Origin of the sequence: Aquabacter sp. (assembly GCF_965279295.1) — a bacterium.
GTDB lineage: Bacteria > Pseudomonadota > Alphaproteobacteria > Rhizobiales > Xanthobacteraceae > Aquabacter.
This window is the reverse complement of the sequence record NZ_CBDIHQ010000013.1, coordinates 40,574-61,146: the sequence shown is the minus strand read 5'-3', so window position 1 is coordinate 61,146 and position 20,573 is coordinate 40,574. Positions and strand designations below refer to the sequence as shown.

Annotated in this window: 22 protein-coding genes and 1 tRNA gene; 12 read left to right on the top strand and 11 right to left on the bottom strand. The window is 66.5% G+C overall.

The window, feature by feature from the left end; genetic code table 11:
• Positions 1–36 precede the first annotated feature (36 nt).
• The 3 genes from ADADO0_RS07310 to ADADO0_RS07300 form a co-directional block, all read right to left on the bottom strand.
• Positions 37–798 (bottom strand): 3-deoxy-manno-octulosonate cytidylyltransferase, encoded by a 762-nt coding sequence (locus ADADO0_RS07310; RefSeq protein ID WP_511304466.1) that lies wholly within the window; start codon positions 796–798, stop codon positions 37–39.
• A complete protein-coding gene (gene kdsA / locus ADADO0_RS07305; RefSeq protein WP_511304465.1) occupies positions 795–1,646 on the bottom strand; it encodes a 3-deoxy-8-phosphooctulonate synthase in 852 nt (283 codons plus the stop codon). Before kdsA ends, ADADO0_RS07310 begins: the two co-directional genes overlap by 4 nt.
• 129 nt (positions 1,647–1,775) lie before the next feature.
• On the bottom strand, positions 1,776–2,777 hold the full coding sequence (locus ADADO0_RS07300) for a 2-hydroxyacid dehydrogenase (RefSeq protein WP_511304464.1): 1,002 nt from the start codon (positions 2,775–2,777) through the stop codon (positions 1,776–1,778).
• 145 nt (positions 2,778–2,922) lie between these two features.
• On the opposite strand from ADADO0_RS07300, the gene ADADO0_RS07295 reads away from it, so the two are divergent.
• The gene (locus ADADO0_RS07295; protein ID WP_511304463.1) at positions 2,923–3,447 is read left to right on the top strand and encodes an SH3 domain-containing protein; all 525 of its coding nucleotides are present in this window, start codon (positions 2,923–2,925) and stop codon (positions 3,445–3,447) included.
• 412 nt (positions 3,448–3,859) lie between these two features.
• Here the strand turns inward: ADADO0_RS07295 and irrA are convergent, their stop codons facing one another.
• Positions 3,860–4,405: an iron response transcriptional regulator IrrA gene (gene irrA, locus ADADO0_RS07290; protein WP_511304462.1), complete on the bottom strand. Its 546-nt coding sequence runs from the start codon at positions 4,403–4,405 to the stop codon at positions 3,860–3,862.
• Between the two features lie 222 nt (positions 4,406–4,627).
• Between irrA and ADADO0_RS07285 the strand changes: the two genes are divergently transcribed.
• Entirely contained in the window at positions 4,628–5,122 is a 495-nt protein-coding gene (locus tag ADADO0_RS07285; protein ID WP_511304461.1) for a disulfide bond formation protein B, read from the top strand.
• Between the two features lie 25 nt (positions 5,123–5,147).
• Here ADADO0_RS07285 and ADADO0_RS07280 read toward each other — a convergent pair whose 3' ends face one another.
• The 3 genes from ADADO0_RS07280 to ADADO0_RS07270 form a co-directional block, all read right to left on the bottom strand.
• Positions 5,148–5,705 (bottom strand): HNH endonuclease, encoded by a 558-nt coding sequence (locus ADADO0_RS07280; RefSeq protein ID WP_511304460.1) that lies wholly within the window; start codon positions 5,703–5,705, stop codon positions 5,148–5,150.
• 145 nt (positions 5,706–5,850) lie between these two features.
• On the bottom strand, positions 5,851–6,525 hold the full coding sequence (locus ADADO0_RS07275; RefSeq protein WP_511304459.1) for an alpha/beta hydrolase: 675 nt from the start codon (positions 6,523–6,525) through the stop codon (positions 5,851–5,853).
• An 8-nt stretch (positions 6,526–6,533) separates the two neighbouring features.
• Complete coding sequence (locus ADADO0_RS07270) at positions 6,534–7,193, bottom strand: DNA-3-methyladenine glycosylase family protein (protein WP_511304458.1); 660 nt, start codon at positions 7,191–7,193, stop codon at positions 6,534–6,536.
• 110 nt (positions 7,194–7,303) lie between these two features.
• Between ADADO0_RS07270 and gluQRS the strand changes: the two genes are divergently transcribed.
• Positions 7,304–8,209 (top strand): tRNA glutamyl-Q(34) synthetase GluQRS, encoded by a 906-nt coding sequence (gluQRS, locus tag ADADO0_RS07265; RefSeq protein WP_511304457.1) that lies wholly within the window; start codon positions 7,304–7,306, stop codon positions 8,207–8,209.
• Between the two features lie 225 nt (positions 8,210–8,434).
• Here gluQRS and ADADO0_RS07260 read toward each other — a convergent pair whose 3' ends face one another.
• Together ADADO0_RS07260 and ADADO0_RS07255 are read right to left on the bottom strand one after the other, a co-directional pair.
• Entirely contained in the window at positions 8,435–8,866 is a 432-nt protein-coding gene (locus tag ADADO0_RS07260; RefSeq protein WP_511304456.1) for an NUDIX hydrolase, read from the bottom strand.
• Positions 8,863–10,440 carry a sensor domain-containing diguanylate cyclase gene (locus tag ADADO0_RS07255; RefSeq protein WP_511304455.1) on the bottom strand — a complete coding sequence of 526 codons (1,578 nt, stop codon included), beginning with the start codon at positions 10,438–10,440 and terminating at the stop codon, positions 8,863–8,865. The genes ADADO0_RS07260 and ADADO0_RS07255 overlap by 4 nt, the downstream gene beginning before the upstream one ends.
• Positions 10,441–10,656: 216 nt before the next feature.
• Here ADADO0_RS07255 and ADADO0_RS07250 point away from each other — a divergent pair, with 216 nt between their 5' ends.
• Entirely contained in the window at positions 10,657–11,346 is a 690-nt protein-coding gene (locus tag ADADO0_RS07250; protein ID WP_511304454.1) for a YggS family pyridoxal phosphate-dependent enzyme, read from the top strand.
• A 64-nt stretch (positions 11,347–11,410) separates the two neighbouring features.
• Positions 11,411–11,486, top strand: a tRNA-Glu gene (locus tag ADADO0_RS07245).
• A 702-nt stretch (positions 11,487–12,188) separates the two neighbouring features.
• Here ADADO0_RS07245 and ADADO0_RS07240 read toward each other — a convergent pair.
• Positions 12,189–12,440 (bottom strand): GlsB/YeaQ/YmgE family stress response membrane protein, encoded by a 252-nt coding sequence (locus ADADO0_RS07240; protein WP_511304453.1) that lies wholly within the window; start codon positions 12,438–12,440, stop codon positions 12,189–12,191.
• An 88-nt stretch (positions 12,441–12,528) separates the two neighbouring features.
• A complete protein-coding gene (locus ADADO0_RS07235; protein ID WP_511304452.1) occupies positions 12,529–13,458 on the bottom strand; it encodes a LysR substrate-binding domain-containing protein in 930 nt (309 codons plus the stop codon).
• 151 nt (positions 13,459–13,609) lie between these two features.
• Between ADADO0_RS07235 and ADADO0_RS07230 the strand changes: the two genes are divergently transcribed.
• The 7 genes from ADADO0_RS07230 to ADADO0_RS07200 all read left to right on the top strand — a co-directional run bounded on the left by ADADO0_RS07230 (position 13,610) and on the right by ADADO0_RS07200 (position 20,571).
• The gene (locus tag ADADO0_RS07230) at positions 13,610–14,344 is read left to right on the top strand and encodes a cysteine hydrolase family protein (protein WP_511304451.1); all 735 of its coding nucleotides are present in this window, start codon (positions 13,610–13,612) and stop codon (positions 14,342–14,344) included.
• A 19-nt stretch (positions 14,345–14,363) separates the two neighbouring features.
• A complete protein-coding gene (locus ADADO0_RS07225) occupies positions 14,364–15,404 on the top strand; it encodes an ABC transporter substrate-binding protein (RefSeq protein WP_511304450.1) in 1,041 nt (346 codons plus the stop codon).
• Between the two features lie 225 nt (positions 15,405–15,629).
• Positions 15,630–16,421 carry an SDR family NAD(P)-dependent oxidoreductase gene (locus ADADO0_RS07220; protein WP_511304449.1) on the top strand — a complete coding sequence of 264 codons (792 nt, stop codon included), beginning with the start codon at positions 15,630–15,632 and terminating at the stop codon, positions 16,419–16,421.
• Positions 16,422–16,435: 14 nt separating this feature from the next.
• The gene (gene allB / locus ADADO0_RS07215; protein ID WP_511304448.1) at positions 16,436–17,884 is read left to right on the top strand and encodes an allantoinase AllB; all 1,449 of its coding nucleotides are present in this window, start codon (positions 16,436–16,438) and stop codon (positions 17,882–17,884) included.
• The gene (locus ADADO0_RS07210; RefSeq protein ID WP_511304447.1) at positions 17,881–18,720 is read left to right on the top strand and encodes an ABC transporter ATP-binding protein; all 840 of its coding nucleotides are present in this window, start codon (positions 17,881–17,883) and stop codon (positions 18,718–18,720) included. Before allB ends, ADADO0_RS07210 begins: the two co-directional genes overlap by 4 nt.
• Positions 18,717–19,490, top strand: a complete 774-nt coding sequence (locus ADADO0_RS07205) for an ABC transporter permease (RefSeq protein WP_511304446.1) — start codon at positions 18,717–18,719, stop codon at positions 19,488–19,490. Before ADADO0_RS07210 ends, ADADO0_RS07205 begins: the two co-directional genes overlap by 4 nt.
• Positions 19,491–19,545: 55 nt before the next feature.
• Positions 19,546–20,571, top strand: coding sequence for an ABC transporter substrate-binding protein (locus tag ADADO0_RS07200; RefSeq protein WP_511304445.1), 1,026 nt, complete (start codon positions 19,546–19,548; stop codon positions 20,569–20,571).
• Positions 20,572–20,573: the final 2 nt, after the last annotated feature.

Here is a 20,573-nt window from a genome sequence, read left to right as displayed (position 1 = left end):
GCATAAGGCACGGCAAGGGGTCAACGCCGGGGAAAGTCACCTCTGCGTGCCATGGATCGTACCAAGCGTCGTGCCAAGCATTTGCCGGGCGCGTTCCAGATCTTCCGGCGTGTCCACGCCGAGCGGAACTTCTGCAACCTCAACGGCATCGATCCGCATGCCTGCTTCCAGAGCGCGAAGCTGCTCCAGCTTCTCGCGCCGCTCCAGCGGAGAGGGCGGAAGCGAGACGAAGCGCGCGAGAGCCGCGCGGCGCCAGGCGTAGAGCCCGATATGATGATAGAGCGGCCCCTCGCCCCAGGGCGCCGGGCTGCGCGTGAAATAGAGCGCCCGGAAGCGCCCGCCCGTGCCGAGCGGGGTGCCGACCATCTTCACCACGTTGGGAGATATCTTCTCCTCGTCGCGCGTAATCACCGCCACCGGCGTGCCGATGGCGACCTCCGCGTCGTACAGCGGGGCGAACGTGGCGCGGATGGTGTCGGGGGAAACCGTGGGCAGATCGCCCTGCACATTGATGACGGCATCGTAGCGGCCATCGGGGTCGAGGGTCGTCACCGCCTCGAAGATGCGGTCGGAGCCGGAGGGGTGGTCCGCCCGCGTCATCACCGCCGCGCCGCCGGCGGCGCGCACTGCGTCCGCAATGGCCGTGCTGTCGGTGGCGACGAACACCGGCGCGAGATCCGCCTCCATCGCGCGGCGCCAGACCGCGACGATCATCGGCTCGCCATTGATGTCGAGCAGCGGCTTGTTGGGCAGGCGGGTGGCCGCGAGGCGCGCGGGAATGAGGATGACCGGGTTCATGCCGCGCCTGAAAGCTGCGCCTTGCTGAGCCTGTCCAGCGCCACCAACTGGCGCATCAGGGGCTCGAATTCCCTCAGGGGCAACATGTTGGGCCCATCGGAAGGCGCATGGTCCGGGTCCGGGTGGGTCTCGATGAACAGGCCGGCGACCCCGACCGCCACCGCCGCGCGCGACAGCACCGGCACGAATTCGCGCTGCCCGCCGGAGCTTGCCCCCTGCCCACCCGGCTGCTGCACCGAATGGGTGGCGTCGAACACAACAGGCGCGCCGGTGCGCGCCATGATCGGCAGGCCGCGGAAATCGCTCACCAGCGTGTTGTAGCCGAACGAGGTGCCGCGATCGGTCAGCAGCACGTTGGGATTGCCGGCGCCTACCAGCTTGGCGACGACATTTTCCATGTCCCAGGGCGCGAGGAACTGGCCCTTCTTCACATTCACCACCCGCCCGGTGGCGGCGGCGGCGAGAAGCAGGTCGGTCTGGCGGCACAGGAAGGCGGGGATCTGCAACACGTCCACCGCCTGCGCAACATTGGCGCACTGGGCCGCGTCATGCACGTCGGTGAGCACCGGCAGGCCGAGGCTTTCGCGGATTTCCGCAAAGATCGGCAGCGACTGCTCCAGGCCGAGGCCGCGCTGGGCCGAGGCGCTGGTGCGGTTCGCCTTGTCGAAGGAGGTCTTGTAGATCAGCCCGAAGCCGACACGGGCCGCGATCTCCTTGAGCGCGGCGGCGACTTCCAGCGCGTGGGCGCGGCTTTCAAGCTGGCATGGTCCGGCGATCACCGCGAACGGCAGGTGGTTGCCAAACGAGACCGGGCCGACCTGGACCACCGGATTGGGGGAAAGCGTCACGTCTTGATCCCTTTCCTGAACCGCACGCTGCCAAGCGTGTCACTTGCTGCGCGGGTCACGGGCGTCCCGAAGAGGGCGCCCTCAAGGCGCGCTCTTCTTAAACCGGGAAGGGGCAATACGGAACCAGCCTCACAGCATGGAGGGTAGGACGCGATCCGGTGGGCGGTGGCCGTCCATGAAGGTCTTGATGTTGACGATGACCTTCTCGCCCATATCGATGCGCCCTTCCAGGGTCGCAGAGCCCATGTGCGGCAGCAGCACCACTTTGCCGTTCTTGGCGAGCCGCACCAGCTTGGGGCTGACCGCCGGCTCGTGCTCGAACACGTCGAGCCCGGCGCCGGCGATGTCACCGGCTTCCAGCATGCGGATCAGCGCGTTCTCGTCGATCACCTCGCCGCGCGCGGTGTTCACCACATAGGCGTCCTTCTTCAGCAGCTTCAGGCGGCGCGCCGAAAGCAGGTGATAGGTGGCCGGGGTGTGCGGGCAGTTGATCGAGACGATATCCATGCGGGCGAGCATCTGGTCGAGGCTCTCCCAATAGGTCGCCTCCAGCGATTCCTCGATGGCGTGGGGCAGCCGGCGGCGGTTGTGATAGTGGATCTGAAGGCCGAACGCCTTCGCGCGCCGCGCCACCGCCTGGCCGATGCGGCCCATGCCGATGATGCCGAGCCGCTTGCCCAGAATGCGCCGGCCGAGCATCCAGGTGGGCGACCAGCCGCTCCACTCCTCGTCGCCGCCTGCCAGCACCTGCGCGCCCTCGGTGAGGCGGCGCGGCACGGCGAGGATCAGCGCCATGGTCAGGTCAGCGGTGTCTTCCGTGAGGACCGCCGGCGTGTTGGTGACGGTGATGCCCCGGTTCAGCGCGCTCGCCACGTCGATATGGTCGATGCCGTTGGAGAAGCTGGCGATCAGCCGCAGGTTCTCACCCGCCTGGGACAGGATACCGTTGTCGATGCGATCCGTGACGGTGGGGACCAGCACGTCGGCCACCCGCACCGCTTCGGCGAGCGCGGCGGCGTCCATCGGCACGTCGTCCACGTTCAGGCGCGCATCGAACAGCTCACGCATCCGCGTCTCAACCGTGTCCGGCAATTTGCGCGTGACGACGACGAGCGGTTTGCGACGCACCATGGCTCCGTTCCCCGTTTATTAACCCTTGTCGTTCCGTCTATCAGAGAGCCGGGGAAACACAATGGGCATCGCCCCGCAGGCCTTGACGGGGCCGAAGCCCGGGCGCAGACGAAAGTCACGAAACGTGCAAAGGACGAAGCGGATCATGCGGAAGACGGGACGTCATGGCCTTCATTCCGGTGCGATCGCGCTCCTTCTTCTTCTGTTCGCCGGACCGGCGCTGGCCGCGAGCGACGATGCCGGTACCGGCCTGCCGGTGCCGCGATTCGTCTCGCTGAAGGCGGACAAGGTGAACGTGCGCAACGGACCCAACCGGGACCAGGACGTGTCCTGGATTTTTGCCCGCGCCGGGCTTCCGGTGGAGATCACCGCCGAGTTCGAGACCTGGCGCCGCATCCGCGATTCCGAAGGCGCCGAGGGCTGGGTCTACCACTCGCTCCTCTCGGGCCGCCGCACCGCGCTGGTGGCACCCTGGCTGAAGACCGGCACGGTCTCGCTGCGCGACAAGGCCAGCGCCGATGCCGCCATCTCCGCGCGGCTGGAGCACGGCGTGCTCGGCGGGCTGAAATCCTGTGACGGCCAATGGTGCCGCTTCATCGGCCCCGGCTTCGACGGCTTCGTGGAGCAGAATCAGCTCTGGGGCGTCTATCCCGGCGAGAAGGTCGACTAGCGCCGGCGGGCGGGCTTCTTTCTTCTGCGGATACCTCCATTGACGTATGGACAATCAGGCGCGGCTGCACAACCATATCGCGCATAGCAATTGCTGTGCGTGGATAGGAGGCAGGCCTGCTCCAGATTTCCCTGATCTGCTTCTGGATTGCCGCATCTTTTGGAGCTTTTGGGCTTTTCACCCTGGTCCGGCTGGTCGGGGGCGGCATTCAGGGCGCGGACCGCAGCCTCCACTTTACCCTCGCCGCGATGCTGACAATCGCCCTGGTGTTCATAGCAGCCGGTTATCTGGCGGGCGGCCTGCGACCCAGCCTCAGACCCTGATGCAAAGGCCCCTGACACAAAGGCCCTGATGCAAAAAGGCCCTCCTGCGTGGCAGAAGGGCCTTCCGAACTCCAGAATATGCGGGTGCCTCAGGCCTTGCCGGTCTTCCGGCGCAGGCGCACGACCACATCGACGCGGGCGATCTCGAAGCCCTCGGGCGCGATCGGCAGGCGATCCACGGTGACGTCCTGCTCGGGGATGTCCACCAGCTCGTTATGGCCTTCCACATAGAAGTGGTAGTGGTCCGAAGAGTTGGTATCGAAGTAGGTCTTGGACCCGTCCACGGCCACTTCACGCAGCAGGCTCACTTCCGTGAACTGGTGCAGGGTGTTGTAGACGGTGGCCAGCGAAACCGGGAAGCGGGCGCGGATCGCCTCTTCATGCAGCATTTCGGCGGTCACATGCCGGTCGCCCTTGGCAAACAGCAGCCAGCCCAGTGCGAGGCGCTGGCGGGTCGGGCGCAGCCCCACATCGCGCAGCATTTCGCGCACGTCATGGAAAGGACAGCCCGTGCGGCGGGACGTGGACACATCGCGCAATTGCGCCACCGGCAGAACAGCCTCACTTTCGACCGTGATGCTGCGCACGGAAATGCCATCGCCGAGGACAGTCCGGGTACGTGTGAAGTCGCTCATCGTCTTCCACAATCTCAATTACATGCAACTTGAGCAGCGCGAGCCGCCAAGCAATCATTGCATCGCTGGTATGACGTATAGCGCGACGGCCCTCCGATTGCCACCGTTATAGATTGTAGTTAGTGCAATGTAACTCAACGCGCTCAATGCCTTACTTGTGACACGACAGCCCCGGCGCCCCGCGCTATCGCCGCCCTATCTAGCTTGGACCTTGAGATGGTGATGGATTTTCGCGCCCCGCTGACCGCCGGCCTGCTCGTGTTGCTGGGCGCCATCTTCGCGCTGTCGGCGGCATGGTACTTTCAGCTCGTGGTCGGGCTATCCCCTTGTCCGCTCTGCCTCGATCAGCGCCTGCCCTATTACGCGGCGGTACCCGTGTCCGTGATCGCCATTGTGCTCGCCACGCGCGGAAGCGCCGGCGCGGCGCGCCTCTGCTTGTGGCTCCTCGCCGCGCTCATGGTGGTGAATGTGGGCGTTGCTGTATTTCACGCAGGCATAGAGTGGCATTTCTGGCAGGGGCCGACCACCTGCAGCGGCACCGCGCCCGTGGCGGTCAGCGACATTATGTCCGCCCTGAAGACAGCCCATGTCCCGCGTTGCGATGAAGCAGCGTGGCGCCTGTTCGGGATTTCGATGGCGGGATGGAACGCACTGATCGCGCTGGCGCTGGCGGTTGTCGCCATCTCCGGTGCCACCGAACCCCGAAAGCGCGCCTGAGCCCACCGGCCAAACCACAGGCCGGTTACGGTTCCAGTTCGGTGTCCCAGTAGAGATAGTCGAGCCAGCTCTGGTGGAGATAATTGGGCGGAAAGTGCCGCCCGTTCTGGTGCAGGTCGTGCACCGAGGGCTGGAACGGCATCTGTGCCGGCCACATCCCCACGACATTGGGCATGTCGCTGCCCTTGCGCAGGTTGCAGGGAGAACAGGCCGCGACCACGTTTTCCCAGGTGGTCAGCCCGCCCCGCGAGCGCGGAATCAGATGGTCGAAGGTGAGGTCGTCGCGTGATCCGCAATATTGGCAGGTGAAGCGGTCGCGCAGAAAGACGTTGAAGCGGGTGAAGGCGGGGTGGCGGGTCGGCTTAACGAAGGTCCGCAGCGAGACCACGCTGGGAAGCCGGATTTCAAAGCCGGGACTTCGCACCGCCTTGTCGTAGTGTTCCACGATATTCACGCGGTCGAGGAACACCGCTTTGATCGAATCCTGCCAGGACCAGACAGACAGCGGATAGTAGCTCAGCGGACGGTAGTCCGCGTTGAGCACGAGAGCCGGCCAAGCACCTGGAGATATCGCAGCCGTCAAGGGTCGGAACTCCTCACCCTTTCCCCGCCGAATCGGTAAAGGCCGTCCCGGCGCGTTCCGATACTGTATATGGAGCATGTCAATCTTGTGAAGCGCCCGCCGGCCCAGGTCTCGCCAGTGTCCGCAGCCGGCTCAGCTTGCGGTATCAGGCAGCCGACCGCGCACCGGCAAGATAACGGGCGATGAAGTCCTCGCCGATGGCGAGCCCCTCTTCATCAATGCCATGCCCCAAGCCTGGGCTGAGATGCCATTCCGCCGGCACACCCGCCGCCGCCAGTCCATAGGCTGACGCGAACAGGGCGTCGGCGGGGATCACCTCATCCTCGGTGCCGTGCAGCAGCAGCACCGGCGGCACGGGTCCACCCTGGGCGCGCGCCTTGCCCGTGGCGGCACCGGCCCACAGGCCGGAATAGGCCACCACAGCGCCCGGCGCCTGCGCCATGTCAAGCGCCACCTGCAACGCCATCATGGAACCCTGACTGAAGCCGACCAGGGCCAGCCGCCGTGCCGGCAGGGCGAGGCGCTCCAATTCCGCCGCCAGGAAACGCGTGATCCCCGGCGCCGCCATCTCGACGCCGCGCGCCATTTCCTTGAGATCCATCTGCGCCAGGGGAAACCATTGCCGGCCCACCGGGGCCTGGCCGCATGGATCGGGAGCATGCGGCGCGACAAAGGCCGCACCCGGCAGGCGCTCCGCCCACGCGGCGCCGATATCGATCAAGTCGCGCCCGTCCGCGCCATAGCCGTGCAGCAGAACCACCAGGGAATCGGGCGCGCCGCCCGAGCGCGGCGCAAGGCGGGGACCATCGAGAAGCGGCATGAAAAACCTCAGGTGGGCACGCCGATGCGGGCGCGTCGCGCGCCATAATAGGCCCACAAGATTTGCGCGGCCACGCCCCGGCACGGGCGCCAATCCTCGGCGATCGCGGCGAGCCCCTGGGCAGATGCCCGCCCGGGCAGGCCGAACGCCTCCCCGGCCGCGACCTGTAGCGCGAGGTCGCCGTGGGGAAACGCATCCGCCCGCCCCAGGCAGAACAACTGATAGATGTCGGCGGTCCACAATCCGATGCCCGGCAGGCGGGTGAGATAGGCGGCGGCGGCGTCCGCCTCCATGGCCTCCACCAGGGACAGGTCCACCTCGCCCGACACCAGCGCGTGCGCGATGCCGGTGAGGGTGCGTATCTTCGGCGCCGAAAGACCGGCGGCCCGCAGCGCCACCGGGTCCGCCGCGAGAATGGCCTCCGGCGTCGGCTCCGCGCCCAGGGTTGCATTCAATTTGGCCTGAATGGCGCGCGCCGCCGCCACCGATAGCTGCTGGGCGATGACGATGGCGACCATGCCGGCGAAGCCCGGCGCGCGGCGCCGCAACGTCGGGCGCCCGGCGAACGCCACCAGCGGAACGATGCGCTCGTCCAAAGTAAGGAGGTGATCCAGCGCGGCGTCGAACGCCGCCTGGTCGTCAAGCCTGGGCTCTGGAATGTGCGGCATCGGCCCCATCTCTCAAGCCAATTCAATCGCGCCGGCGGCGCGACCTGATAGATTGCGACGCGCGCCAAACATGCCCGCAAAGTCACGCCCACAAGTCGTGCCTGGAAGTGATGCCTGCGGGCGAGAAGAAAAGCGAGAGCCATTCCGTGCTGTGCCGGTTCGCACCCAGTCCCAATGGCCGCCTGCATGTGGGCCATGCTGTCTCGGCGCTGCTGAACCACCGGGCCGCATCGACCATGGGCGGGCGCGTTCTGCTGCGCCTGGAGGATGTGGACACCACCCGCTCGCGCCCGGAATTCGAGGCCGGCATTCTTGAGGATCTCGACTGGCTGGGCGTGCTGCCTCCGGAGCCGCCGCGCCGCCAGTCCGAGCATTTCGCATTCTATGCCGCCGCCCTGGCGCGCCTGGAGGCCGAGGGCCTCGCCTATCCCGCGTTCGAGAGCCGCTCCGAGATCGCCCGCATCATCATTGCCCTGGAATGCACCGCGCCCTGGCCGCGCGATCCCGACGGCGCGCCCCTCTACCCGTTCCACCGCTCCCACATGCCGGAGGCGGAACGCACCCGCCGCCGCGCCGCCGGCGAGCCCTTCGTGCTGCGGCTCGACATGGCCCGCGCCCTGGAGCGGATTGGCGGCCCGCTGTCCTGGGAGGAAGCGCAGGGTTCGCCAGAGGGGCCGCTGGAAGCTCAAGCCGCCGACCCGGCCGCCTGGGGCGATGTGGTGCTCGCCCGCAAGGACACTCCGGCCAGCTATCATCTCGCGGTGGTGATGGACGATGCCGAACAGGACATCACCCATGTGATCCGGGGGCGCGATCTCTTCTTCTCCACCAGCGTCCACCGGCTGCTCCAGGCGCTGCTCGGCCTTAAGCCGCCGGTCTACCACCACCACCGGCTGATCCTGGGGCCGGACGGGCGCAAGCTCTCCAAGAGCGCCGGCGCACCCAGCCTCGCCACCCTGCGCAAGACCGGCGCCACCCCCTCCGACATCCGCCGCCTCGCCGGATTGCCGGAATGATAAGGTTCGGGTGACGCCGGGGGCTTCCAGTCGCCGTCAGCCATCTGCCCTGATGTGATCCGGGCATCCACGCCGCCCCCGCTCTACCCCGGCGGAGCCGCGTGGATCGCCGGAACGAGCCCGACCATGACGGCCTGATAGGTCCCGGCCGCGGGCTCCAGGGCGATAAACGCTCTATTCGACAACCCTCGGCGAACCCCTTCCCGCGCGAGCGTTCGCGCAACCTCAAAGACCGGCGAGGCCCAAAGCCTCCAGCGCCACATCCTCGACACACGCACTGAGTTCGGCCTTGCGCGTGGCGATCTCCTCCAGTGACATCCAGGCGGCATCCAGCGCATCGTCAGCCGCCGCACCGTCACCTGAGATCCAGCGGCAAAGCACGGCAACCAGCACGTAATGGTGCAACAGGGTGCCGTCGGCTGCCCGGTCCAAAGCATCCAGGGCGCGGAACGAGAGGCCGGGTTCGGCATGCACGCCGGTCTCCTCCGCCAGTTCCCTCACCGCCGCCTCGGCGGCGCTCTCGCCCCATTCGATGCGGCCGCCGGGAAAGCCCCACAGGCCGGCATCTGGCGGGTTGGCACGGCGCACCAGCAATACCTTGCCCTCGCGAACCACCACCGCGAGGGCGGCGCAGCCGGGACGGCGCGGTGCGCTCACGCGCGCAGGCCTTCCACGCTGCGCGCCCCGACCACCCGGTTGCGCCCCAGGCGTTTGGCCTCATAAAGCGCCGCATCGGCGGCAGCGAGCAGGGCATCCGGAGAATCCCCGGGCGCTGGAATGGTGGAGGCCGCGCCGAAGCTGGCGGTGAGCCGCCCCATGGACACCTTGGGATGATCGATGCCGAGCGCCACCACCAGCCGCCGCAGGCTCTCCGCGAGTTCCACCGCTGTCTCGATGTCCGCGCCCGGCAGGAGCACGATGAATTCCTCGCCGCCATAGCGGGCCGCCAGATTGTCGCTTCCCGCCACCGCCGCCGCGAACATGCGCCCGACCCCGCGCAAGGCTTCGTCCCCGGCGAGATGACCCAAGGTGTCGTTAAACAGCTTGAAGCTGTCCACATCGCCCATGACCAGCGCGATCGGCCGCCGCGCATCCGCGCTCTGCACCCATTCGTTGGAAAAGCTCACGTCGAAGGTGCGCCGGTTGGCAAGGCCGGTGAGGCCGTCGGTGCTCGCCAGGGCGGCGAGGCGTCTGTTGAGGCTGCGCAGTTCGGCGGCGCGGTCCGACAGGCGCCGGTTCATTTCCTCGAACGCGATCAACACGGGCGCGAACTCCTCCACCTCCACGTCGGCGATGGTGTTCGCCTCGCCCCGCCCCACAGCGAGGATATCGCGCGCCAATTGGTTCATCGGCGCGACGATCATGCGCTCGGCGGCATAGATCGCCAGCGCGGTCAGGATCAGGATCCCCACCACCAGAAAGCCGAATATGGCGAGGATTCTTCGGTCGATCGCGCCAACCGCCTCATCCCGGTCGATGCCCACCAGCACGCGCACCTCGGTGCCCGGCATGCGCACGAAGGCGTAATAGCGATCGACATTGTCGAAGCCGACGGCCTCCGCCGCGCCTTCGTCCGACTTCATCATGCGCTCGAACAGCGGGTGCTCGGCAAAAGAGCGCCCCACGGTATTGGCGCGGGCGGGATAGCGGGCCAGCACGGTCCCCCCGCCGTCGACCACCGTGACGGCGACGCCGGCCTGGCTCCCCGCCTGCCCGGCAAGGCGCGACATCCATTGCAGGTCTAGCCCCACGGCCACCACGGCGACCGGATCGCCGGCGGTGTTGCGCTGGGCCTCGGCGATCGCGAGAAGCGTGCGGGACGTGGTGCGCGCGATGATGAAGTTCGAGAACACCGGATGCGACGAGCGAAGGGCATCGCGCACGTAATCGCGGTCCGAGAGGTCCACATCCGCGAGCGCCCGCGCGCTGGAGCAGCGGACCCGGCCCTGTGCGCTGCCGATCCAAATTCCCTGGATGCCGATGACATCCTTGCTCAGCCGCGCGAGAAACGCCTCGCACGCGAGGGGGTCTTCCATCAGCGTTGCCGCCTGCCGTGCCAAGGTCTGGGTCATGGCGAGCGCGGTCGCGATGTTCTCGCGCTGGGCCAGCCCCACCACCTGCGCCGTTTCATGCAGCCCGGCGAGGGTCGCCTGGACCAGTTGGTCCCGCTCCGAGATCAGCGCCAGGAACCGCTCGACGGAGATCGGCAGGGCCACCAGGATGATCAACAACGCAACGCGCCGCCGGATGCTCGTCCGTCGGCGCCTATTCGCCTGCGCGGTCGGGTAAACCTGCTCCGCCATCTCGTCCGACGCAATCCGCGTAATACCACGCACCGAACCGGCGCGCTTCCCCTTCCTTATTACGCCATCGCGAGGCAAAAGGGACAAGCTTCGGCGCGCGGCTGACAGCCACGCGAAGACAAGCAGAGGGGCAAGGGACAGGTCATGGCGTACGAGACACCTCAGGCACATGCCGTGGAGCAACTCGGCACGGTGCGCCAGGCGCTCGCCGACGCCTGCCGGGATTGTGGACGTGACCCTCTCGATGTCCAGTTGATCTGCGTGTCCAAGACGTTCGACGTCGGGCAGATCAAGCCGGTTGTCGATGCGGGACATCGGGTGTTTGGCGAGAACCGGGTGCAGGAAGCGCAGCGGAAATGGCCTCTCCTGCGCGAGACCGCAGCCGACATTCAGCTCCACCTGATCGGCCCGCTGCAATCCAATAAAGCGCGGGAAGCCGTTGAATTGTTTGATGTTATTCACACGGTCGACCGCCCGAAGATCGCCGCCGCCCTCGCCGAGGAGATGGCGCGCCAGGGCCGCATGCTGCCGGTCTTCATCCAGGTCAACACCGGCGCCGAACCCCAGAAAGCCGGCATCCTTCCCCACCAAGCCGACCTCTTCATCACCGCCTGCCGCGAGAGTTTTGGGCTCAATCTGGTGGGGCTTATGTGCATTCCGCCGGCGGAAGATGTTGCAGCGCCTCACTTTGCGCTGCTCGCCAAAATCGCCGCGCGCAACGGTTTACCCAGCCTTTCCATGGGGATGAGTGCGGACTACCCGGTTGCCATCAGCCAGGGCGCCACCCATGTGCGCGTCGGCAGCGCCATCTTCGGCACCCGCCCGGCCCCCTGATCTAATTGCGCAACAGCCCCTTGATGCGCTTCCCGTTCGCGGATATAGGAGCCCCTCTGCGCTTGCTCCCATCGTCTAGCGGTCTAGGACGTCGCCCTCTCACGGCGAAAACAGGGGTTCGATTCCCCTTGGGAGCGCCAGCGGTTTCAATGACTTAGCCCTGCCTATGGCGGGGCTTTTGTGTTTTTGGGGAGAATACGCAGCGGCTATTCCATACGTGGAAGCCGGACTATGGCGGCGCGGATCGCGGTGCGGCCATAGCCGCGATTGGCGATCAACCTGTCGACGCGGCCTGGTGCGGCCTCGATAAGGGCCGGCGCCATCGTCATGTCGCTGTTATCGGGCGAGATGATCAGGACGCGGGCGTCCGGCTGTATCGGTCAGCCTATAGGTTTTGCTGGTACGCCCGCCTCGCGACGTACCGATACCTTGCGAGAAGCCCCCCTTTTGCGCTCGCCGCCGAACGGTGGGCCTTGATGCGGGTCGAATCGATCGCAACCCAACCCCACATGTCGCTATGTCCGGTCAGGGTCTCGAAGACTGCACGCTGCGCGCATCGCCTGATGCGAGCACGAGCAACGTGCCTATCCCCCGCGCCGCCTGCCGCCTCACCCTGCGGCTCCGTGTGCGGGGACCCGCCCCTATGACGTCCGCACAAACACCAGCCGCCACTACAAACCGAGCTTTCGCATAATCCTCGCTTGCGCGGGAGAGGGGATGGAAGCACGCCTAACCGCAATCGGTCTAAATGCCCTCTCCCGCTTCCGGGGGAGGGTTGGGAGCGGGAGAAGCGCGCTGGCTCTCGGGCCGTGCCACGCTTCTCCTGCCGCTCAAAAAATGGCTCACGCCCGCCGAGCGATCTGGCCCCAAATCATCAGCAGGATAATCGCGCCGACGATGGCGCCGATGAAGCCCGCGCCTTCACCCGCGCGATACCAGCCGATGGCCTGACCGAGATAGGTCGCCACCAGCGCGCCGATGACGCCCAATATGGTGGTGAGAATGAAGCCCTGGGGCTCGCTCGGCCCGGAATAGATGAGCTTCGCCACGAGACCCGCGAGAAACCCGATAATGATTGTCCAGATGATGCCCATGAACGCCTCCCTAAATTTAGCCTAACAGGAAACGGCAGAGGTTGCGCTTGGGTTCCGCGGCGGACACGAATTTGCGGTGCCGTAGCGCTCACGCCACGGGCGAGGGGACGGCGGCGGCCGCGTTCCGGCTTCGCAGCACGATGGAGAGATGCTCGGCGAACTGCGCGCCGGCCAGCGGCAGGTTACGGCCGCGCAATTGCCCGAGCACCAGATCGGCGGAAGGCAGGTCGCGTTCGTCGATCGGCCGAACCACGATGCCGGGCGGCATCGCCTCCGGCTGCGCGCCGATCTGGATCTGGAACGAGATCATGCCGCAATGGGCCACCAGCCCGCGCAGCAGCTCGAAGGAATTGGACTGCGCCGCCACCGAGAAGCGAAGCCCGGAGCGCGAGATGCTTTCCTCGATCATCTGCCGCCCGCCGGTGGACCGCTCGGACAGGGCGAGCGGGTAGCTGGTGCAGTCGGCGAGGCGCAGCTTCTGCTTGGCGGCGAGCACATGGTCCGCCGGCATCAGGGCCACGACCCGCTGCGGCAGGGTCATGAGCGGCCGCAGCCGGGCGATGAACGGCGGGCGGAACACCAGGATCAGGTCCACCTCATAGGCCGCGAGCAGGGTGATGGCGTGCTCATGGTCAGCCACCATCACCTCGAAATTCATCAGCGGATAGCGCTGGCGGAAGCTGGCGATCTGCTGCGGCAGGAAATCGTGGGCCAGCGCCTGGCTACAGGCGATGCGCACCGTGCCCCGGCGCAGGCCGCGCAAATCCTCAAGCTGGGACCGCATGCGCTCGGCATCGTTCAACTGCTCTCTGATGTAGCTGACGAACACCTCGCCGGCCGCCGTGAGATCGACGCCGCGCGCCCGCCGCTCCAGGAGCTTCAGGCCCAGCTCCTCCTCCAGGTCCATGATGCGCCGGTTGAGGGCGGAGGGGGTGACGTTGAGGCGGTCGGCGGCGCGGCGGATCGAGCCGGTGCGCGCCACCTCGTCCATGTAGCGCAGGAATCTGAGATGACGCACGGCTGGCCCCCCGTGAAAAGTTCGTAGCCGATTAGGCTACAGAGCTGGGAGAAAACGGCAATAGATCGCATCACTGATTTGGTCGTAGCTTAACGGACAGAAGGCGCGCGCCGACCCCGATGGTTCGTCCAACCCAGCCGAGAGCACCGCAATGGCGTCCGACGGTCCATCCGTTCTCTCTTTCGTGCGGGATGCGCCACCGCCGCGCATCGTCGCCTTTCCGGCGCAGCCGCAGACGGCCGAGATCGACCTGTCCCGCACCGCCTTGGTGGTGGTGGACATGCAGAACGACTTCCTGCACCCGGACGGCTGGTTTCCCCGCCTCGGCTTCGACCCGAGCCCGCTTGCCGCCATCATCCCGAAGCTGATCGACGTCACCGGCGCCGCCCGCAGTGCCGGCGTGCAGGTGATCTGGCTCAATTGGGGTGTGCGGGCGGATCGCGCCGAACTTTCCGCCCCCATGCTGCGCAAGACCTCCGCCGGTGGCACGCGGCCGATCTATGCCGACCCCTCGCTTCACGGGCACATTCTGGTGCAGGGCGAGTGGGGGTCGCTTCTGGTGGACGAGCTGAAGCCGGACCCGTCCGACCTGATCGTCCATAAGCACCGCCTGTCGGGCTTCCACGACAACGAACTGGATTCCGTGTTGCGCAATCGCGGCATCGACACGCTGCTGTTCACCGGGGTGAACATCGACCGCTGCGTGTTCTCCACCCTCTGCGACGCCAGCTTCCTCGGCTACGGCTGCCTGATGGTGACGGACGCCTGCGCCACCGGCTCGCCGGCCTATGTCACCGACGCGATCCATTATCTCGTGCGCCTGCTCTACGGCGTGACGCTGACCAGCGACCACCTGTTGGCGGCCTTCGCCTCCCCCAATCAATAACCAGACGGGAACCTGCCAGATGACCTTTGCCACGCTCTCTCGCCGCCTTGCCCTGGGCCTCGCCCTCGGCCTTGCCGGCACCGCGCTCGCCGGCGCCCCGGCGTTCGCCCAGACCAAGCTGAAGATGGTGCTGAACTGGAAGTACCAGGGCCCGCAGGGCATGTTCTTCCTGGCGCAGGATCGCGGCTACTTCAAAGCCGAAGGGCTGGACGTCACCTTCGACCAGGGCAACGGCTCCGGCGCGGCGGTGCCGCTGGTGGCCAACGGCACCTATGACATGGGCTTCGGCGACATCAACGCGCTGATCGAGCTGGTGGCGAAGAAGCCCGAGGGCGCGCCGATCGCGGTCTATGTCATGTTCAACCAGCCGCCCTTCACCATCGCGGTGAAGGCCGACAGCCCGATCAAGACCCCCAAGGACCTCGAGGGCAAGACGCTCGGCGGTGCCGCGAACGATGGCGCGCTGAAGCTGTTCCCGGCGTTCTGCAAGCTCGCCAAGATCGACTGTTCCGGCATCAAGATCACCAACATGCAGCCCAATCTGCGCGAGCAGATGCTGATGCAGGGGCAGGTGGACGGCGTATTCGGCTACGTCAACACCATCCGCTTCTCGGCCAAGCTCATGGGCGTGGACGATGACAAGCTGCGCTACATCAATTTCGGCGATTACGGGATGGATCTCTATTCCAACGGCATCATCGTCTCGGCCGATCTGGTGAAGTCCAATCCGGAGGCCATCAAGGGCTTCCTGCGCGCCCTCAACAAGGGCCTCATCGACACGCTGAAGGACCCGGCGGCGGCGGTTGCGGCGGTGGCTCAGCGCGAGCCGCTGATCAAGATCCCGGTGGAGCGCGAGCGGCTCGACGCCACGTTGAAGGCCGAGATGAACCACCCCGAGATCGCCAAGATCGGCCTCGGCAACGTGGACCCGGCACGTTTGAAGCAGTCCATCGACATCCTGGTGGACGCCAACAAGCTGCCCATCACCCCGAAGGTGGACCAGATCTTCACCCCCGCCTTCCTGCCGCCCGTGGCGGACCTGCCGAAGAAGTTGTTCTGATCTTCTGACGCGCCCCCTTCTCTCCCTCCCCCCTTGAGGGGGAGGGCTGGGGTGGGGGGTATGGTGCCGCCAGAGCAACCCACGCCAGGCCGAACGGATAGATACCCCCCACCCCGCCCTCCCCCTCAAGGGGGGAGGGGACGCGAACGGGGAGGTCCGGGCCTGTCCCCTCCCCCGCAAGCGGGAGAGGGAGAACCATCCGATAAACCCAAACCGGACACTCCCATGGACCTGAAGCTTCAGGATCGCGTTGCGATCATCACCGGACCGGCCAAGGGCATGGGCGCCGCCGTGACCCGCGCCTTCGCCGCCGAAGGGTGCAGGCTCTCGCTGATCGGCCGCGACATCGCCGCCATCGCGCCGATCGCCGATGAAATCCGCGCGAATGGCGCGCAGGTGATCGTGTTGCCTTGCGACCTGACCGACCCGGACGCCTGCCAGTCCGCCGCCGACCGCACGGTCGAGGCCTTCGGCGCGGTGGACATATTGGTGAACGTGGCGGGCGGCTCCGGCCCGATCGGCAAGACCGGCGTCGAGACCACGCCGGCGGAGTTCGACGAGATCGTCACCCTGAACATGCACGGCTGCTTCCACACCATGCGCGCCGTGCTGCCCTCCATGATCGCCCAGCGCTACGGCAAGATCGTCAATGTGGGCGGGACGTTCGGCATGCGCGGGCGGGCCGGTCGCATGGCCTATTCCGCCTCCAAATGGGGCCTGCGCGGCATCACCAAGAGCTTCGCGCTGGAGGTGGGCATGCACAACATCAACGTGAACTGCGTGGAGCCCGGCATGGTCGATGGCCCGCGCTTCCGCGACAAGGTCTGCGCCGACATGGCGAAGAAGCTGAATATCAGCCTTGAGGAAGCCATGGAGCGCCATGCGGCGGACTACGCGCTGAAGCGCGTGACCACCGACGACGACGTGGCAAATGCCTGCCTGTTCCTGGCGAGCGACGTGTCGCGCCAGATGACCGGCGTCGACATGCCCGTCGACGGCGGCTGGGCGATGCTGTGACCGGGGAGGCGATGATGACGCAGATTGAGCAGATGCCCGCCGACCTGGTGATCCACGGCGGCAAGGTGGTGACGCCGGAAACGGTGCTGGATGCATCGATCGCGGTGCGCGACGGCCGCATCGTCGCCGTGGGCGCGGCGGATGCCATGCCGGCCGCCAAGGAGATCTTCGACGCCACGGGCCTGCACATCCTGCCCGGCGCCATTGACGTGCACGTCCACTTCCGCGATCCCGGCTACACCCACAAGGAGGATTTCGAGAGCGGAACCGCTTCCGCTGCCTTCGGCGGTGTCACCACGATCTTCGACATGCCCAACACCATTCCCACCGTCGAAGACGGCCCGGCGCTGGTGGCGAAGCACAAGATCGCCGCCGCCAAGGCCCATGTGGATTACGGGCTCTATGCGGTGCTCGGCGACAGCAGCATCGACAAGGTGCCCGAATTGATCGAGGCCGGCGTCATCGGCTTCAAGCTCTACATGGGCAACACGTTCGGCCGCATTCCCTCACCGTCCACCGGCGCGATGCTGGAGGCGTTCGAGGTGGTGGCGCCCACCGGCAAGCGGGTCTCGCTGCATGCCGAGACCAATTCCATCATGGAGCGGCGCCAGCAACGGCTGGTGGAAAGCGGGCGAACCGATCCCCTGGCCCATCTCGCCTCCCGCCCCGCCGTGGTGGCGGTGGAGGCGGTGGCCCGCGCCGCTATCCTGGCCGAATGGACCGGCGCGCGCATCCATGTGCTGCACATCTCGTCCGCCGCCGAATTGCGCCCGCTCGCCGAGGCGAAGGCGCGCGGCGTCGACATCACCGGGGAGACCTGCCCACATTATCTGATGCTGGGGGCGGAGGATTATGCCCGCTGCAAGGGTGTCATCCGGGTCAACCCGCCGGTGCGCGAGGCCGAGAACCAGGAGCCTCTGTGGGCCGCGCTCAAGGACGGCACCATCGACATGATCGCCACCGACCATGCGCCCCACACCCCGGAAGAAAAGACCCGCGCCGACATCTGGAGCGTCGATTGCGGCTTTCCCGGTGTCGAGAGCCAGATGCCGCTGATGCTGAGCGAAGTGGCGGCCGGCCGCTATTCGGTCAGCGACTATGTGCGCTGGAGCGCCGCCAACCCCGCCAAGGTGTGGGGCCTCTATCCCCGCAAAGGCGTGATCCAGACCGGGGCGGATGCCGACCTCGCCTTCGTCGATCTCGACCGGGTCTGGACCCTGAACGACGCGGACCTGCATTCCCGCTCGAAGATTTCCCCCTGGGACGGCCGTGAGGTCACGGGCCTGCCGGTGCACACCATGGTGCGCGGACGCTTCGTGGTGAAGGACCGGGCCCTGGTGCCGGAGACGCGCGGCTTCGGGCGCTCCGTCCACGCGATCCAGGAGATGCCCACCCCGCAGCCCCGGCATGCGGACCAGACCCTTGCGGCGGTCATCGCCGTGCGACCGGAGGAAGCGGCATGAGCGCGGACACGCAGGCCTTCGTTCAACTCGAAGGTGTTACCCTGAGCTATGGCAAGGGGGACAAGATCGTCCATGCCCTAGGCGAGACCAATCTCAGGATCGGGAAGGGTGATTTCGTTGCCCTGGTCGGGCCATCCGGCTGCGGCAAGTCCACCATCCTCAAGCTGGTGACAGGGCTGATCGGCGCGACCACCGGCCATGTTTTCGTGGCCGGCCGCGAGGTCGGCGCCGAGGCGGTCCGGGTGGGCATGGCGTTCCAGAATCCGACCCTGCTGCCGTGGCTCTCGATCCGAGAGAACGTCATGCTGCCGCTGAAGATCGTGCCGCCGTTCCGGCAGGAGTTCCGGGCCAAGAAGCGCACCGAGTTCCGCGACAGGGCGGACGCGCTGCTGGCCCAGGTCGGCCTGAACGGCTTCGGCGACAAGTTTCCCTGGCAGCTCTCCGGCGGCATGCTCCAGCGCGCCTCGCTTTGCCGCGCGCTGATCCATGACCCGCAACTGCTGATGCTGGACGAGCCGTTCGGCGCGCTCGACCAGTTCACCCGCGAGGAATTGTGGGCGATCCTCCAGGACCTCTGGATGACCCGCAAGCCGACCGTGCTGCTAGTCACGCACGATCTGAAGGAAGCCGGATACCTCGCCAACCGCGTCTGCGTGATGCGCGCGCGCCCCGGCCATATTGTCGAGGACCGGCATGTGGACCTGCCGCGTCCGCGCACCATCGAAATGACCTATGAGCCCGGCTTCGTGTCGCTGACCCAGCGGCTGCGTGAGCTGATCGTTTCCGCGCGCTCCAGCGATCCGCTGCCGCCCGCCATCGCAGAGGTGCTCGCATGAACACGCTTTTGCGCCGACGCCTCGCTTCAACGGCGGTCATCATCGGCTTCTTCGTGGTCTGGGAACTGGCCTGCATCATCTTCCATGTGAAGGAGATCGTGCTGCCGCGTCCCACCCAGATTCTCTATACGCTCTGGGTCCAGGCCCCGGCGATCTGGCCCCACACGGTGCAGACGGTCTACACCACGCTGGTGGGCTTCGCGCTCGGCATCATCTCCGGCGTGGCGCTGGGCATGCTGATCGGCTCCTCGCGCCTTGCCTACGACACCGGCTATCCCCTGCTGATCGGCTTCTCCTCGATCCCCAAGGTGGCGGTGGTGCCGATCTTCGTCCTGTGGTTCGGCGCAGGCACGGTGCCGGCGGTGCTGACCGCCATGATCATGAGCCTGTTCCCCATCGTCGTGAACGTGGCCACCGGCCTCGCCACCACCGAGCCGGAGCTGGAAGACGTGATGAAGGCGCTGCGCGCCACCAAGCTCGACATCCTGTTCAATGTCGGCCTGCCGCGCGCCATGCCCTATTTCTTCGCCTCGCTGAAGGTGGCGGTGACTTTGGCCTTCGTCGGCACGGTGATCGCCGAGACCGTGGCCTCCAACCGGGGCATCGGCAATCTGATGATGATCGCCTCCTCCTCCTTCGACGTGCCCCTCGTGTTCGCCGGGCTGCTGGTGCTCGCGGTGCTCGGGGTCGCCCTCTACGTGATCTTCTCCATCATCGAGGGCCGCGTGATCGGCTGGGCGAAGCGCAAGGACGACTTCGCCATGGGCTGATCCGACCCTTCATCATCGCTCAAAAAAAGACAAACACCTTCCTGGAGTTGAGACCATGCGACGTTTACTTGCGGGCGCCATCGCCTTGCTTATGACCGGTGGCATCGCCGCCGCGCAGGAGACCACCAAGATCCGCTTTACCCTCGACTGGAAGCTCCAGGGCATCCATGCCTGGTATTACTGGGCCAAGGAGAAGGGTTACTTCGCCGCCGAGAAACTGGACGTCACCATCGACCAGGGCGAAGGCTCCGCCGTCACCGTCACGCGGATCATGTCCGGGGTCTATGACGCCGGCTTCGGCGACATGAACGCGGTGATCCAGAATGCGGCGCTGCGGCCCGGCGAGGCGCCGCTCATGGTCTATATGCTCTACAACAAGGCGCCGTTCGCCCTGCTCACCAAGGCCGACAGCCCGATCAAGAGCGTCAAGGATCTCGCCGGCTCCAAGCTCGGCACGCCGCCGGGTGGCGCGTCCTTCAAGCTTTTGCCGCTGCTGGCGAAGGCCAATGGGGTGGATTATTCCAAGATCGCCATCACCCAGGTGGCGCCCAATCTTCAGGAGCAATTGCTGCTGGGCGGGCAGGTGGATTCCATCGCGATCTTCACCGCCACCAGCTACATGAACCTGGTCGCGCTGAAGCTGGATCCGGAGAAGGATTTCCGCTGGATCTATTATTCCGACGCGGGGGTGGATCTCTATTCCAACGGCGTCATGGTGTCCCCCAAGCTCGCCAAGGAGAAGCCCGAGGCGGTGAAGGGCCTGCTGCGTGCGATCAACCGCGCCATCAAGGAAACCGTGGCGGACCCCACGGCCGCCATCGATCTCCTGGCGCGCATCGAGCCGCTGATCAACAAGGACATCGAGAAGCGCCGGCTGATGTATGTCTACAAGACGCTGATCGACACGCCGGAAGCGCGTGAACTCGGCCTCGGGGACGTGAGCGATGCCCGCCTGACCGCCTCCATCGAAGTGATCGCGGACGCGTTCGAACTGCCGCGCAGGCCGACGGCCGGCGACGTGTTCAGCCGCGCCTTCCTGCCGCCGAAGGCGGACCGCATGCCTCCCGCGCTGGGGCAGTGAGC

Bases quoted from the DNA above. Each gene is read 5' to 3' on its own strand.
- ADADO0_RS07310 (WP_511304466.1), bottom strand. From the start codon at position 798: ATGAACCCGGTCATCCTCATTCCCGCGCGCCTCGCGGCCACCCGCCTG.
- ADADO0_RS07300 (WP_511304464.1), bottom strand. From the start codon at position 2,777: ATGGTGCGTCGCAAACCGCTCGTCGTCGTCACGCGCAAATTGCCGGAC.
- ADADO0_RS07295 (WP_511304463.1), top strand. From the start codon at position 2,923: ATGCGGAAGACGGGACGTCATGGCCTTCATTCCGGTGCGATCGCGCTC.
- irrA (WP_511304462.1), bottom strand. From the start codon at position 4,405: ATGAGCGACTTCACACGTACCCGGACTGTCCTCGGCGATGGCATTTCC.
- ADADO0_RS07285 (WP_511304461.1), top strand. From the start codon at position 4,628: ATGGATTTTCGCGCCCCGCTGACCGCCGGCCTGCTCGTGTTGCTGGGC.
- ADADO0_RS07275 (WP_511304459.1), bottom strand. From the start codon at position 6,525: ATGCCGCTTCTCGATGGTCCCCGCCTTGCGCCGCGCTCGGGCGGCGCG.
- ADADO0_RS07270 (WP_511304458.1), bottom strand. From the start codon at position 7,193: ATGCCGCACATTCCAGAGCCCAGGCTTGACGACCAGGCGGCGTTCGAC.
- gluQRS (WP_511304457.1), top strand. From the start codon at position 7,304: ATGCCTGCGGGCGAGAAGAAAAGCGAGAGCCATTCCGTGCTGTGCCGG.
- ADADO0_RS07250 (WP_511304454.1), top strand. From the start codon at position 10,657: ATGGCGTACGAGACACCTCAGGCACATGCCGTGGAGCAACTCGGCACG.
- ADADO0_RS07240 (WP_511304453.1), bottom strand. From the start codon at position 12,440: ATGGGCATCATCTGGACAATCATTATCGGGTTTCTCGCGGGTCTCGTG.
- ADADO0_RS07230 (WP_511304451.1), top strand. From the start codon at position 13,610: ATGGCGTCCGACGGTCCATCCGTTCTCTCTTTCGTGCGGGATGCGCCA.
- ADADO0_RS07225 (WP_511304450.1), top strand. From the start codon at position 14,364: ATGACCTTTGCCACGCTCTCTCGCCGCCTTGCCCTGGGCCTCGCCCTC.
- ADADO0_RS07220 (WP_511304449.1), top strand. From the start codon at position 15,630: ATGGACCTGAAGCTTCAGGATCGCGTTGCGATCATCACCGGACCGGCC.
- allB (WP_511304448.1), top strand. From the start codon at position 16,436: ATGACGCAGATTGAGCAGATGCCCGCCGACCTGGTGATCCACGGCGGC.
- ADADO0_RS07210 (WP_511304447.1), top strand. From the start codon at position 17,881: ATGAGCGCGGACACGCAGGCCTTCGTTCAACTCGAAGGTGTTACCCTG.
- ADADO0_RS07205 (WP_511304446.1), top strand. From the start codon at position 18,717: ATGAACACGCTTTTGCGCCGACGCCTCGCTTCAACGGCGGTCATCATC.
- ADADO0_RS07200 (WP_511304445.1), top strand. From the start codon at position 19,546: ATGCGACGTTTACTTGCGGGCGCCATCGCCTTGCTTATGACCGGTGGC.